The organism is uncultured Salegentibacter sp., from assembly GCF_963972535.1.
Classification (GTDB): Bacteria; Bacteroidota; Bacteroidia; order Flavobacteriales; family Flavobacteriaceae; genus Salegentibacter.
On record NZ_CAXAVR010000016.1, the window covers coordinates 1 to 13410 of the forward strand.

The following is a 13410-nucleotide window of genomic DNA, read 5'->3' on the forward strand; positions in this document are numbered from 1 at the left end:
CCTGGAGTGAAGAATTTACGCCAATCCTTTCTATGAACGATAAAAATGAAACTCCCAAAAATGGTAGTTTAATGGTTGCAAAATATGGAGAAGGATATTTTATTTATACCGGTTTAAGCTTTTTCAGGCAGTTTCCGGTTGGCGTTCCCGGCGCTTACAGGCTTTTTGCTAATATGATTTCAATAGGAAAATAATGAAGAAACCCGAAAAATTTACCTGGAAGAAATCCTACACTTTCGTTCTTTTGGCCAACGCAGCCTACATAATCGTGTTTTATTTTATAATGTCTCAATTCACCTAATATGCAATTAATAGATTGGATTGTTCTTCTTGGTACGCTTACTTTTATAGTTACTTACGGCGTTTACAAAACCCGAAATAACAAAGGAGCACAAGATTATATTCGCGGTGGCAGCGAAACCCGTTGGTGGACAATTGGGCTTTCTACAATGGCAACTCAAGCAAGTGCCATCACCTTTCTTTCTACACCGGGCCAGGCTTTTCACGATGGGATGGGTTTTGTACAATTCTATTTTGGGCTACCTATTGCAATGGTAATTATTTGTATGTTTTTTATTCCCATTTATCGAAGACTCAACGTTTATACCGCTTACGAATATTTAGAATCAAGATTCGATAGAAAAACCCGAACATTAACTGCAGTCCTGTTTTTAATTCAGCGTGGTCTTGCAGCTGGTTTAACTATTTTTGCCCCTGCAATTATTCTTTCAGCAGTTTTAGGATGGAACCTCTCTGGTTTAACAGTGCTAATTGGTTCCTTAGTTATTATTTATACAGTTGCCGGCGGTACAAAAGCCGTGAGCGTTACTCATAAGCAGCAAATGGCAGTAATTCTCACGGGAATGTTTGCTGCATTTTTTATTATTCTAAGCTATTTACCCAAAAATATTAATTTTAGCAATGCTCTTGAAATTGCCGGTGCCAGCGGCAAGATGGATATTCTGGATTTCTCTTTCGATTTTGAAAACCGATATACTTTTTGGAGCGGAATCATTGGAGGAAGCTTTTTAGCACTTTCCTATTTCGGGACAGATCAAAGCCAGGTGCAACGCTATTTAAGCGGAAGATCGGTTAACGAGAGCCGAATGGGAATGATTATGAACGGGATGCTTAAAGTGCCGTTACAGTTCTTTATTTTGCTTGTAGGGGTCCTGGTTTTTGTATTCTATCAGTTTAATAACGCCCCTTTAAATTTTAATCCCGCAGCCACTGAAACCGTTTTAAATTCAGATTACGGAAATCAATATGAAAATTTAATGCTGGAGCACGATGAGATACAGCAGGAAAAACAGAACCTACATTTACAGTTTGCAGAAAACAATAATTTTACCCCCGAAAATAATTCTACTTATCGCGAAAACCTGGCTACTTTAAATGCTTCAGAAAACGAAACGAGACAAAAAGCAAGGAAATTAATAGACGCATCAGACAAAGATGCCGAGAGCAACGATAAAGATTATGTATTTATTCATTTTATTCTGAATAATCTTCCACGCGGATTAATTGGTTTGTTATTAGCAGTAATCCTATCTGCAGCAATGTCTTCTACCGCTTCCGAATTAAATGCGTTGTCCTCAACAACTTCCATAGATCTATATAAAAGAAGCCGAAAAACCGAAATGTCTGACGAACATTATGTAAAAGCTTCCAAATGGTTTACGCTACTTTGGGGCGCCATTGCCATTGCCTTTGCAAGCTTTGCCAATTTATTTGATAATCTCATCCAGCTGGTAAATATCATCGGTTCTATTTTCTACGGAAATGTTTTGGGAATATTTTTACTGGCATTTTTTATTAAAATTGTAAATAGTAATTCGGTTTTTGTAGCCGCAATAATCACACAAATTATAGTAATAATTCTCTATAAATTTGATGTGATGCCCTATTTATGGCTCAATTTAGTAGGATGTTTACTTGTCATGGCACTTGCTCTAATCCTGGAATTATTTATAAAAACCCCGGAACATAAAATCAAAAGAAGCACCTAGTTTTCAGTTTAAAATTTGGGTTTTTCAATAAAAATTAACTTTCTAAAATAAATTTTATTTAAGATGAAAAATATAAAATGGGGAATCCTTGGCCTCGGAAAAATTGCCGGAAAATTCGCCACTGCTTTAAATGACGTTGAAGGCGCCGAACTTTACGCGGTTGCCAGTAGATCTAAAAACAAAGCTGAAACATTTGCAAAAGAACATGCGGCTACAAAATTATTTTCCAGCTACGAAGCAATGTTAAAAGATGAAGAATTAGATGTGGTTTATATCGCAACCCCACACGTTTTTCATTACGAACAGACCCTTCTTTGCCTTGATCATAAAAAAGCCGTTTTATGCGAAAAACCTTTTGCAATGAACAAAAAGCAGGTGGAAGAAATGATCGCAAAAGCCAAAAAGGAAAAGGTTTTTCTTATGGAAGCGATGTGGACGCAATTTCTTCCGCATTTTAAGTTTGTAATAGAACAAATTAAGTCTGAAAAATATGGGAAAATCAAAAATCTAAAAGCCGATTTTGGATTTCCGGCACCGGTAGATCTAGATAAACGCCTTTACAATAAAAACCTGGGTGGCGGTAGCTTACTGGATATTGGCATTTACCCTATCTTTATGGCAATGAGTGCTCTGGGAGCTCCAGAGAGAATTCAGGCGAAAGCCAGTTTTCATGATACCGGAGTTGACGAAAACTGTGATATTATTTTTGAGTATAAAAATGGTGTAGAGGCAGAATTGGGTAGTTCTATTATAAAACAAACCCCTACCGCAGCAATTATTCAGTTTGAAAAAGCTACGCTTACACTAAACACCAGGTTTCACGAACCTACAAGTATTATTATACAAACACCAGAAGGTGAAGAAACCAAAGAGTTTAAAGTGAATTCTAACGGTTATAATTTTGAAGCGGAACACGTTCAAAAAATGCTACGCGAGGGCAAAACTGAAAGCACCGAAATGACCTTTGAAAAAAGCCTGCAATTAATTGAGCTACTGGATAAAGTTAGAACTAAAATAGGGTTGGAATATTAGTATTTACAACAATTATCAACTTAACGTCATCCTGAACTGGTTTCAGTATCTAAGCTGATTTTTTTGTGATTTTATTTAAAAACAAAAAAACCTCACAGATTTAAGTTTCTGCGAGGTTTTTTATTATAAATTTCAGAAAATTAAGCTTCTACCTTTTTAGTAGTTTTTACTTCTTCTCCCTCTTCGCTTTCAATTTCAGCTAAATAACGTTCAGCATCAAGAGCAGCCATACATCCAGTTCCCGCTGCGGTTACTGCTTGGCGATAAATTTTATCCTGCACATCACCTGAGGCAAAAACTCCCGGGATATTGGTTTTAGTAGATTTACCTTCGGTAATTAAGTACCCGGTATCATCCATCGTTAATTTACCTTTAAAAATATCGGTATTTGGTTTATGGCCAATGGCGATAAACAACCCGGTAATATAGATTTGCTCTTTTTCGCCAGTTTCTTTATTCAGCATTCTTAGACCTTCTACTACCTGTTCGCCTATTACTTCGTCTACTTCAGTATTAAACCTTACATCAATATTTTTAGTACTGTTTACTCGGTGTTGCATTGCTTTAGATGCACGCATCTGGTCACCTCTTACAAGCATAGTAACTTTGCTACAAATATTAGCCAAATAGGTAGCTTCTTCTGCGGCGGTATCTCCACCACCAACTATAGCTACATCCTGACCTTTATAGAAAAATCCGTCACAAACAGCACATGCTGAAACTCCACCACCACGTAAACGTTGCTCACTTGGTAAACCAAGGTATTTAGCCGTAGCACCGGTAGAAATAATAATCGTTTCGGCTTCTACCCAGGTTGCGTTATCTACACAAGCTTTGTGAATTCCGCCGGGTTTATCGGTAAATTCAACTTCGGTTACCATGCCCATTCTTACTTCGGTACCAAAACGTTCGGCTTGCTTTTGCAGATCCATCATCATTTTTGGCCCATCTACTCCATCGGCATAACCGGGAAAGTTATCCACTTCGGTTGTTGTAGTTAACTGTCCACCAGGTTCCATTCCTGTATACATAACAGGTTTAAGGTCTGCTCTTGCCGCGTATATTGCTGCAGTATATCCTGCAGGTCCAGATCCTATAATTAAGGTTTTTATTCTTTCTATTTTATCGCTCATTATTTCTTGTTTTTCTGTCTTACAAAAGTAATAACTTTAGTTATAATCTATAGGCCTTACTAATTAAGTTTTCTTATTAGCAAATAATTTGAAGGTATAGATTTCATTCAGGAAATAAAAATTAAGGGCTTCCAAAATTTAACTATACCTTTGTTTAAGAATTCTCTAGCGAAAACCGCGAGATATTCAGGTTTAACTTTTTTAATTTCGGGAAGTCCCCGAAGCTTTTAAAATCTCGATTATCGAGTAAATGGAACTTACTTTATTTAATATTCTAGATATCCTGGGGACTATAGCCTTTGCTATATCTGGCGCATTGGCTGCCATGGATCGCCGGCTGGACCTCTTTGGTATTTTTATTATTGGTTTTGTAACTGCCATTGGTGGTGGTACGTTACGCGATACTTTAATAGGTAACACTCCAGTAACCTGGATGGAAAATACCATATATATTTACCTAATTGGCGTTGTAACCATTCTTGCCATTATTTTTAGAAACAAAATTAATTATCTAAAAAAATCCCTCTTTCTTTTTGATACCATTGGGCTGGGAGTCTTTACTATTACCGGTGTTGAAATAGGCATTAGAAATGGGCTTGATCCCATTATTTGCATTGCACTTGGTACTATGACGGGTACTTTTGGTGGTGCAATTCGAGATATTCTTTGTAACGAAATTCCCGTGATCTTTAGAAAAGAGATCTACGCCACTGCCTGTATAATGGGCGGACTCGCTTTTGTAATAATGCACGAGCTTGGTATAAATCGTGATATCATTTACCTTACCACCACGCTAATTGTAATTTCAATTAGACTTGTTGTTGTAAAATACCATATTTCCCTACCCTATTTCTATATTTCTTCGGAAAGTAAAAACTAATTTCTTTCCCGCCGAAACCCAAAATTTTTATTAATGCGGAAGTTTCTCCCGAAGCAATCCGTATAAAAAAGTGCCTAAAAGCGAACCTATAAATACGATTAGAATTGGTAAAAATCCTGCACCAATTAGGGTGAAAATTGGTCCCGGACAGGCGCCGGCTAATGCCCAACCTAATCCAAAGATAATTCCGCCGTACATGTAGCGGCTAAAACTCTTTTCTTTTGGGGTAAATGAAATTCGTTCTCCAAAAAAAGATTTCAGGTTCTTACGTTTTATAATTTGAACACCAATAACTCCTAAAAGCAATGCCGAACCCATAATTCCATACATATGAAACGACTGGAACTGAAACATTTCATAAATCCTGAACCAGGAAGCGGCTTCAGATTTAAACATTACAATTCCAAAAAATATACCTATCAATAAATATCCTATACTTCTCATAATTTCAATTTAAAATATTAGAGGAAATAATAAATGTACCATCACCAAACCACCTATAAAAAATCCTATAACGGCAATTAAAGAAGGTAATTGCAAATTACTAAGTCCAGAAATAGCGTGCCCGGATGTACAACCACCGGCATAGCGAGCACCAAATCCAATTAGGATTCCGCCTACCAGTAAAATGATAAGCGCTTTAATTCCGCCAACTGCTTCCCAACTATATATTTCAGTTGGTAGGTAAGCTTCACCGGCGCTATTAAAGCCAAGGTCTTCCAAAATTGTAATCGTATCAGGATTTATTGCTACAGAAAGATCGTTACTTAATAAATTTGCTCCAATAAATCCGCCAATAATCGCTCCTGCAACCACAATAAGATTCCAGCGTTGAGATTTCCAATCGAAATTGAAGAAATCGGCTTTAGAATCGGCACCGCAGATGGTACACATGGTTCTAAGGTTGGAAGACATTCCAAACTGTTTCCCAATAAAAATTAGTAAAAACATTATTAAAGCTATAAGCGGACCCGATACATACCAGGGCCAGGGCTCAAAAATCCATTCCATAGTTCATTTTTTTAATGAGGTGCAAATTAACTGTAATTTACGAAGTAAGACAGTAACAAATGTTACAACAAAAAACCTCATAGGTTTTGAAAACCTTTGAGGTTTGAATTATATATATTGAGGTTTATTTGAAATAAGATTTCAAATTTTCCAATACCTTTTCAGATAAGCGTTTTTGAGTTTCTGCACTCCAACCTGCGCTTTTAGAATAAGAAATTACACGATCTAATGCTTTTGTATCTTTAGAAAGTGAAGCTCCCCCATCACCATCAAAAATCCCGAAATTACCTTCAGATTTTATCCAGTTTTCAAAAGCTCCTTCCTTAAAAGGAAGCCCCAGCGAAGTATTGATTAAAATTTTTCCCGCATCAAAAGTTTTAAATTCTTCCTTTCCAAGTAGCCTGGTCTTCTTTGGAAGATGAAGCGAGATAATTTCTGAAGTTTTCAGCAATTTTTCCAGTTCTAAATACTTGACTCCTTTTTCTTCCCAGTCTTTTTTTCTACTTCTACTGAAATAATAAAGATCGGCTCCCAGCGGCAATAAAGCTTCGGCCAGAAGTTGCCCGGTGGTACCTAAACCAATAATCCCAATCTTTTTATCGGTAAGTTCTACCGGCATTTCGCGCCATTGATGTTTACCAAATCCGTGCAGTAATCTTATTAATTCAGAAATAATGAATTCTATAACCCCGGGATCGCCATAATCGAAAATACCTTTCAGGGTAATTTCTTGCTTCCTGGCAAAATCTACAGCAACATTAGCCGATTCATCATCATACAGGCTGCAGGCCATTCCAATATATTTAAGATTGCTACATTCTTTTATAACATTTTCAGGGATTTGCGTTTTCCAGGAAACTATTACGGCTTCGGCATCGCCAATTCGATTAATAAGCTCTTCTTCGGTTTCGGGACTATCTTTATAAACATCAACTTTAGTTTCGCTAAATTCCTGAAGTTCATCTATAGCCCAATCTTGCAATTTTGTGTGATCTACACAAACAATTTTATTGAATTTCACTCCCATTCTGGCAGTATTGTTTCATCGTAAACCTGGTTCAATAATATACTGTCTTCGCGAACTCTTGTAGATGTTTCAAATTCCAATTCCAGTTTCTTTCGTTCCAATTTTATATTCGTAGTAGTAATTTTAGTCATACTTTAAATCTTAAATTTTACTCAGTTAAATTAAAAAATCACAAAGGTATGTTGCCGTGTTTTCTTTCCGGTCTAAGTACTTTTTTATTTTCGAGCATACTAAAGCCTTTCAATAATTTTCTACGGGTTTCTTTTGGCATAATTACCTCATCAATAAATCCGCGTTGGGCAGCTTCAAAAGGATTTGCAAAAGTTTCTGCATATTCAGCCTCTTTTTCAGCTAGTTTCGCTTCGCTATCTTCAGCTTCCTGAATTTCTTTTCTGAAAATAATTTCACTGGCACCTTTGGCTCCCATAACCGCAATTTCAGCCGTTGGCCATGCAAAGTTAAGGTCGGCGCCAATGTGTTTAGAATTCATTACATCGTAAGCGCCACCGTAAGCTTTTCTGGTAATTACGGTCACTTTTGGAACCGTGGCTTCGCTTAGTGCATAAAGTAATTTTGCGCCATTTAGAATAATTCCATTCCACTCCTGGTCGGTTCCTGGTAAAAACCCGGGAACATCTACCAAAACTAGCAAAGGAATATTAAAACAATCGCAAAAACGAGTAAATCGAGCTGCTTTTTTAGAGGAATCTACATCTAAAACTCCGGCAAGACTCATTGGTTGATTGGCAACAATCCCAATACTTCTTCCGCCTAAGCGCGCAAAACCAACAATAATATTATCGGCGTAATCTTTATGGATTTCATAAAATGAATCTTCGTCTATGATTCCGCGAATTACCTCGTGCATATCGTAAGGTTTATTAGAACTATCTGGAATCAAAGAATCCAGTTCCTCCCTAATTTCATCACCTAATTCATACGGAAGTTTTTCCGGTGCCTTTTTGTTATTTTGCGGCATATAACTCACCAGTTTCTTTATATCTTCAAGACAGGCGATATCGTTGAATGAAGTGATATGAGTTACTCCAGATTTGGTAGCGTGCGTTGAAGCGCCACCAAGTTCTTCTGAAGTTACTTCCTCGTTAGTTACCGTTTTCACCACATTAGGCCCGGTTACAAACATATAACTGGTATCCTGAACCATAAGTGTAAAATCTGTCATTGCAGGCGAATAAACAGCACCACCGGCGCAAGGACCCATAATCGCCGAAATTTGCGGAATAACCCCTGAAGCTTTTACATTTCTATGAAAAATATCGGCATAACCTCCTAAAGATTTTACGCCTTCCTGAATTCTGGCTCCACCAGAATCGTTTAAGCCGATCATTGGTGCTCCAACTTTTACGGCAAGATCCATAACTTTACAAATCTTTTCAGCGTGTGTTTCCGAAAGTGAACCTCCAAAAACCGTAAAATCCTGGGCAAAAATATACACCAATTTTCCGCTTATGGTACCATAGCCTGTTACGACTCCGTCTCCATAGATCTTTTGATCTTCCATTCCAAAACCGGTAGTTCTATGAGTTACCAGAATCCCAATTTCTTCAAAAGAACCTTCGTCCAGTAAATAATCTACACGCTCCCGGGCAGTAAGTTTCTTTTTTTCGTGCTGCTTCGCTATGCGTTTCTCACCACCACCAAGATGTGCCTGCTTAATTTTATCGTTTAACTTCTCTATATTCTGACTCATCAATTTATTTTTTACGCGATAATCTAGATTAAATGTTTGAGGTTAGCTTTTAGTTTATTGGTAACCTCAACTCCTGTTGATCTTTGAGATATTGCTTTAAAGCTACAATAGCCGCTAATTTGGCTTCTTCTTCAATTTCATTTTCAAGTTTCTCAGCGGAATAATATTTTTTTACAAAATGGGTATCAAAATTTCCGCTTCTGAAGGCTTCGTGTTCAAAAACAAATTTTCCAAAAGGAAGGGTCGTCATTACGCCCTCAACTTCATATTGCTTTATCGCCTTCAGCATTAATTGAATGGCTTCCTCGCGGGTTTTTCCGTAAGTAATCAATTTTGCCAGCATTGGGTCGTAATAAATAGGAACTTCCATGCCTTCTTCAAAGCCGTTATCTACACGTATATTTTCACCTTCAGGAATACTATATTTATTAAGTGTCCCCACACTGGGCATAAAATTATCCATAGGATCTTCAGCATAAACCCTGAGTTCTACCGCGTGTCCTTTTATTTTTAGATCTTCCTGAAGTAATTTCAACTTTTCTCCCCTGGCAATTCTAATCTGTTGTTCTACCAGGTCTACGCCTGTAATGTATTCCGTTACGGGATGCTCAACCTGCAAACGCGTATTCATTTCCAGAAAGTAGAAATTTTGATCTTCATCGAAAAGAAACTCTACGGTTCCGGCACCAACATAATCACAGGCCTTTGCTACCTTTACAGCTGCTTTGCCCATTTGTTTTCGAAGTCTTGAATCCAGCACTACAGAGGGTGCCTCTTCTACCACTTTTTGATGCCTACGCTGCACACTACATTCCCTTTCGAATAGATGAATATAATTCCCGTGGGAATCAGCTAAAACCTGGATCTCAATATGTCTGGGTGAAGAAACATACTTCTCTATAAAAACCGAACCATCACCAAAAGCTGATTCAGCTTCGCTAATGGCACGTTTCATTTGGTCTTCCAAATCTTTTTCCTTTTCAACGATGCGCATTCCCTTACCACCGCCACCGGCAGAAGCTTTTATTAAAATAGGAAAACCGATCTCTTTAGCAATTTTCTTCGCTTTTTCTGGATCGGTAATCGCCTCGTCAATTCCGGGAACCATTGGAATGTCATATTCTTTTACCGCATCTTTAGCGGCAAGTTTGCTCCCCATAATTTTAATGGCTTTAGAACCGGGACCTATCCAGGTAATGCCGTTTTTCTCTACATTTTCGGCAAAGCCTGCATTTTCACTTAAAAATCCGTAGCCAGGATGAATCCCATCTACATCGAGTTCTTTAGCTACTTCAATAATTTTATCGCCTTTTAGGTAAGATTCGTTAGAAGGGGCTTCGCCTATGCAAACCGCCTCGTCGGCAAACTTTACGTGGGGCGCATTTCTATCAGCTTTAGAAAAAACAGCTACGGTTTTGATCCCCATTTTTTGAATGGTTTTCATTACACGCAAAGCAATTTCTCCCCTATTGGCTACTAATATTTTCTTCATTTTATTTCTTTTGAATTCTAATTATTCCCATTTGGAGGATTAAGGGCTTATTCCAATTCAATTAATAACTGGTTCTTTTCAACAGTTTGTCCGGTTTTTACTGAAACCGATTTCACCACACCATCCCTGGGTGCAGTAAGTGTATTTTCCATTTTCATAGCTTCTAAAACCAGCAAGTAATTCCCTTCTTTAACTTCAGCACCTTCCTCAACATTAACTTCCAGAATTAACCCCGGCATGGGCGCTTTTATATCATTTATCATTTGCGCGGTGCCAAGAGAAAGTCCCATTTCTTCAATAAGTAAATCCAACTCATTGGAAATAGCTACATTATAGGTATTAGAATTGATTTTAATATCGTACTTGCGTTGAAGAAAGTTTTCGGTAAGAACCTCAGCCTTAAAACTGCGATTTTCTTTTAATAAATGGTAATGTTTAGTGGCAATTTCCTGTGTATCTAAAGCGGTAATCTGGTCTTTGGTAAATTCAAATTCAAATGAATTATTCACCTTAACCTTATATTTTTTTTCCATATTTCGTAGTTTTCAAATCTAATTTGAAGCTTGTGTTGTAAATATAGCAAAAGTTTGGAGCTTTTACTTATGAGTTTTTAAGATTTAGATTCTGGATATTACCAATCTGTTTACAATTAAACATAAAAAAAGCCCTGTAAATTCAATTATCTACAGGGCTTTAAAATAATAACTAATTAATTACGAAAACTCTTTAATCGCTTCACTTAGATCATAAACTTTAGTGTTTTTAAATTTATTTTCAAGAATACTGCTTCCTGCAGCAGAACGATATCCTCCGGCACAATGTACCATAAACGGTTTGTCATCTGGTAATTCATCGGCACGGTTTCTTAGCTCATTCAACGGAATTGCTTTAGCATCATCAAAGATTTTACCTTCTGCAATCTCGCTTTCATTTCTAATATCTACAATAGTGTATTTATCTTTATTGGCTTTAAAATCTTCTAAATTGAAATCATCTGAAGATTTTGAAACTTTTTCAGATAAACTCACTACCCCTTTCATTTGCTTTTCATAACCGATTTTCGCAGTTCTTTCCAGTAAATCGTCAATTTGATCTACGCTTTCAGCAACAAGGTAAAATTCTTCCTCGGGCTCAATAATAGCACCCAGCCAGGTTTCATATTTATCACTTTCTGAACGGGCCATGATATTAATACTATTAGGTAAATGTCCCTTTTTATAAGCATCCCCATCACGAGTATCTACTACAGTAATTCCTTCTTTTTCTACAGAATCTACATAAAGTTTTACCGGAACTTCATACTTGGCTTTTTGAACATTTAAAGCTCCTTTTCGGTTTAACTCTACACTAAAACCAAAATAGGCAGGAATAAAAGGCTGGTCCTTTAAAATTTCTTCTACAAACTCCTCTTCGGTTTGGTCTTTGAACGCCCAGTTTCCCTGGCGTTCATTTCCAAGAGTACTTGAAGAAGCATCACTCATATTTTTTCCGCATAGCGAACCTGCACCGTGAGCCGGATAGATTATAGTATCATCTGGCAATTCGTTAAATTTGGTTTGCATAGTATTGTACATTTGCTTCGCCAATTCTACACGTTTTGCTTTCATATTTCCAGCTTTTTCACGTAAATCTGGCCTTCCAACATCGCCTATAAAAAGTGTATCCCCACTAAACATAATGGTTTCACCGTTTTCTTCAGCTATAAATGTTAAACTATCTGGCGAGTGCCCCGGAGTATGAATAGCCTTTATACTGGCATCTCCAATTTTTACTTCGTCCCCTTCATCAAATGGAGTATGCGTATATTCTACACCAACATTTTTACTAATATAGACAGTTGACCCCGTCTCTTCCTGAATTTGCAAATGTCCACTCACAAAATCGGCGTGCGGATGCGTTTCAAAAACTGCTACTATTTTTGCATTATTTTCCTCGGCATATTTATAGTATTGCATAGGGTTACGGCTAGGGTCTACCAGGGCCATCTCTCCATTACTTACAAGTGCGTAAGAATAATGCGCTAAAGGATCGTCTTTAAATTGTTTTATCTTCATTTCTTTAATTCTTTTAAATTATAAACTGTTTATTGTGCGTTCTTTTTTCTAAATGGAAATACCATTTGATTTTTAAAATCTTTAGGAAAATTTTCGTCTCCTTTAAAACCTAATTCTATATCTTTTCCTTCCTGGGGAATATATGCTGTGCCGAATAAATAGTCCCAAATGCTTAGACTTAAACCGAAATTCATTCCATAAGGCCTCTCTTTCGGAAGTTCTTTTGAATGATGCCAGATATGCATTTTAGGGTTATTTAAAAGATAACCAAAAATTCCATAGTTCCAGCCAACATTTGCGTGGTTTAAATGCCCAATAAATACAGCAAACATATGTACTACAAAAAATTGCTGAATTCCGAAACCAATCATCGCCAGCGGAATATACTGCACGGTTTTATAAACAATAGTTTCCATAAAATGAAACCTAAATTGTGCCGCAAATCCCATTTCCTTAACGCTGTGGTGCACTTTGTGAAATTCCCATAGCCACGGCTGCTTGTGTAATTGCCGGTGGACATTCCACTGGATAAAATCTGCAATCACAAACATAATAAGCAACTGTACCCAAACGGGGAAATTTTGTACTTCTATGGCTATAATATTAGTGATTCCAAAAATGCCCAGGAAATCATTAAATAATTCTACTGCAACATTAGAGATCGCGTTATAACCAACTAGCGAAAACAGGAAAAAATTAAATAAAATATAGAACGTATCCAGCCAGAAATCCTTTCGAAATATCTTTTGATCTTTTCTCCAGGGGATTAAAATTTCCAATACCCAAACTAAAAGTGACAATCCAATAAGCCAATAAAAATAATTGGTCCAGGAGGGATTGCTAATTTCATTCACCAGGTAATTAAAATAGCCTGTAAATGAATTGGCAATTATGTTTAAGTACTTTTCCAACCGGTTAATTAAGTTTTACAAGGCAAAAATATAATAATCCTACGTTTAGGGCAGTAACTTTTGTTACAGTACTAAATTTCACCTGCTTTTCTTAATTAAGTGCATCTTAACAAAGGCCGGGCAAAAAATGTTAGTCTTTGTTAAATGGCA

General features: G+C 37.0%; 14 protein-coding genes. 4 read left to right on the plus strand and 10 right to left on the minus strand.

The genetic code is table 11. The features are described from left to right. From AACZ30_RS03750 to AACZ30_RS03760, 3 genes are all read left to right on the plus strand, one after another. On the plus strand, nucleotides 1-194 hold a 194-nt coding region (locus tag AACZ30_RS03750; RefSeq protein WP_339647836.1), incomplete at its 5' end, for a hypothetical protein. A 108-nt stretch (nucleotides 195-302) separates the two neighbouring features. Continuing rightward, on the plus strand, nucleotides 303-2009 hold the full coding sequence (locus tag AACZ30_RS03755; protein ID WP_339647837.1) for a sodium:solute symporter: 1707 nt from the start codon (nucleotides 303-305) through the stop codon (nucleotides 2007-2009). 63 nt (nucleotides 2010-2072) lie between these two features. After that, nucleotides 2073-3041 carry a Gfo/Idh/MocA family oxidoreductase gene (locus AACZ30_RS03760; RefSeq protein ID WP_339647838.1) on the plus strand — a complete coding sequence of 323 codons (969 nt, stop codon included), beginning with the start codon at nucleotides 2073-2075 and terminating at the stop codon, nucleotides 3039-3041. A 140-nt stretch (nucleotides 3042-3181) separates the two neighbouring features. Here AACZ30_RS03760 and trxB read toward each other — a convergent pair whose 3' ends face one another. Further along, a complete protein-coding gene (gene trxB / locus AACZ30_RS03765; RefSeq protein ID WP_075326729.1) occupies nucleotides 3182-4174 on the minus strand; it encodes a thioredoxin-disulfide reductase in 993 nt (330 codons plus the stop codon). A gap of 250 nt (nucleotides 4175-4424) precedes the next feature. Here trxB and AACZ30_RS03770 point away from each other — a divergent pair, with 250 nt between their 5' ends. Then, nucleotides 4425-5054: a trimeric intracellular cation channel family protein gene (locus AACZ30_RS03770; RefSeq protein WP_208225277.1), complete on the plus strand. Its 630-nt coding sequence runs from the start codon at nucleotides 4425-4427 to the stop codon at nucleotides 5052-5054. 30 nt (nucleotides 5055-5084) lie between these two features. Here the strand turns inward: AACZ30_RS03770 and AACZ30_RS03775 are convergent, their stop codons facing one another. From AACZ30_RS03775 to AACZ30_RS03815, 9 genes are all read right to left on the minus strand, one after another. Further along, a complete protein-coding gene (locus tag AACZ30_RS03775; RefSeq protein ID WP_286761610.1) occupies nucleotides 5085-5498 on the minus strand; it encodes a DUF6691 family protein in 414 nt (137 codons plus the stop codon). Between the two features lie 9 nt (nucleotides 5499-5507). Next, the gene (locus AACZ30_RS03780) at nucleotides 5508-6065 is read right to left on the minus strand and encodes a YeeE/YedE thiosulfate transporter family protein (RefSeq protein ID WP_208225276.1); all 558 of its coding nucleotides are present in this window, start codon (nucleotides 6063-6065) and stop codon (nucleotides 5508-5510) included. A gap of 124 nt (nucleotides 6066-6189) precedes the next feature. Beyond that, nucleotides 6190-7092: an NAD(P)-dependent oxidoreductase gene (locus AACZ30_RS03785; RefSeq protein WP_339647839.1), complete on the minus strand. Its 903-nt coding sequence runs from the start codon at nucleotides 7090-7092 to the stop codon at nucleotides 6190-6192. Further along, nucleotides 7083-7223 carry a hypothetical protein gene (locus AACZ30_RS03790; protein WP_208225275.1) on the minus strand — a complete coding sequence of 47 codons (141 nt, stop codon included), beginning with the start codon at nucleotides 7221-7223 and terminating at the stop codon, nucleotides 7083-7085. The genes AACZ30_RS03785 and AACZ30_RS03790 overlap by 10 nt, the downstream gene beginning before the upstream one ends. 38 nt (nucleotides 7224-7261) lie before the next feature. After that, the gene (locus AACZ30_RS03795; protein ID WP_208225274.1) at nucleotides 7262-8803 is read right to left on the minus strand and encodes an acyl-CoA carboxylase subunit beta; all 1542 of its coding nucleotides are present in this window, start codon (nucleotides 8801-8803) and stop codon (nucleotides 7262-7264) included. 49 nt (nucleotides 8804-8852) lie between these two features. Continuing rightward, on the minus strand, nucleotides 8853-10295 hold the full coding sequence (gene accC, locus AACZ30_RS03800; RefSeq protein WP_339647840.1) for an acetyl-CoA carboxylase biotin carboxylase subunit: 1443 nt from the start codon (nucleotides 10293-10295) through the stop codon (nucleotides 8853-8855). 47 nt (nucleotides 10296-10342) lie between these two features. Continuing rightward, nucleotides 10343-10828, minus strand: a complete 486-nt coding sequence (locus AACZ30_RS03805) for an acetyl-CoA carboxylase biotin carboxyl carrier protein subunit (RefSeq protein WP_339647841.1) — start codon at nucleotides 10826-10828, stop codon at nucleotides 10343-10345. 180 nt (nucleotides 10829-11008) lie between these two features. Continuing rightward, complete coding sequence (locus tag AACZ30_RS03810; protein WP_339647842.1) at nucleotides 11009-12349, minus strand: MBL fold metallo-hydrolase; 1341 nt, start codon at nucleotides 12347-12349, stop codon at nucleotides 11009-11011. Nucleotides 12350-12378: 29 nt separating this feature from the next. Continuing rightward, the gene (locus AACZ30_RS03815) at nucleotides 12379-13260 is read right to left on the minus strand and encodes a sterol desaturase family protein (protein WP_339647843.1); all 882 of its coding nucleotides are present in this window, start codon (nucleotides 13258-13260) and stop codon (nucleotides 12379-12381) included. Nucleotides 13261-13410: the final 150 nt, after the last annotated feature.

Coding starts and splice junctions, on each gene's coding strand:
- AACZ30_RS03770 (WP_208225277.1), top strand. CDS start 4,425: ATGGAACTTACTTTATTTAATATTCTAGATATCCTGGGGACTATAGCC.
- AACZ30_RS03795 (WP_208225274.1), bottom strand. CDS start 8,803: ATGAGTCAGAATATAGAGAAGTTAAACGATAAAATTAAGCAGGCACAT.
- AACZ30_RS03760 (WP_339647838.1), top strand. CDS start 2,073: ATGAAAAATATAAAATGGGGAATCCTTGGCCTCGGAAAAATTGCCGGA.
- AACZ30_RS03775 (WP_286761610.1), bottom strand. CDS start 5,498: ATGAGAAGTATAGGATATTTATTGATAGGTATATTTTTTGGAATTGTA.
- AACZ30_RS03810 (WP_339647842.1), bottom strand. CDS start 12,349: ATGAAGATAAAACAATTTAAAGACGATCCTTTAGCGCATTATTCTTAC.
- accC (WP_339647840.1), bottom strand. CDS start 10,295: ATGAAGAAAATATTAGTAGCCAATAGGGGAGAAATTGCTTTGCGTGTA.
- trxB (WP_075326729.1), bottom strand. CDS start 4,174: ATGAGCGATAAAATAGAAAGAATAAAAACCTTAATTATAGGATCTGGA.
- AACZ30_RS03805 (WP_339647841.1), bottom strand. CDS start 10,828: ATGGAAAAAAAATATAAGGTTAAGGTGAATAATTCATTTGAATTTGAA.
- AACZ30_RS03780 (WP_208225276.1), bottom strand. CDS start 6,065: ATGGAATGGATTTTTGAGCCCTGGCCCTGGTATGTATCGGGTCCGCTT.
- AACZ30_RS03785 (WP_339647839.1), bottom strand. CDS start 7,092: ATGGGAGTGAAATTCAATAAAATTGTTTGTGTAGATCACACAAAATTG.
- AACZ30_RS03790 (WP_208225275.1), bottom strand. CDS start 7,223: ATGACTAAAATTACTACTACGAATATAAAATTGGAACGAAAGAAACTG.
- AACZ30_RS03755 (WP_339647837.1), top strand. CDS start 303: ATGCAATTAATAGATTGGATTGTTCTTCTTGGTACGCTTACTTTTATA.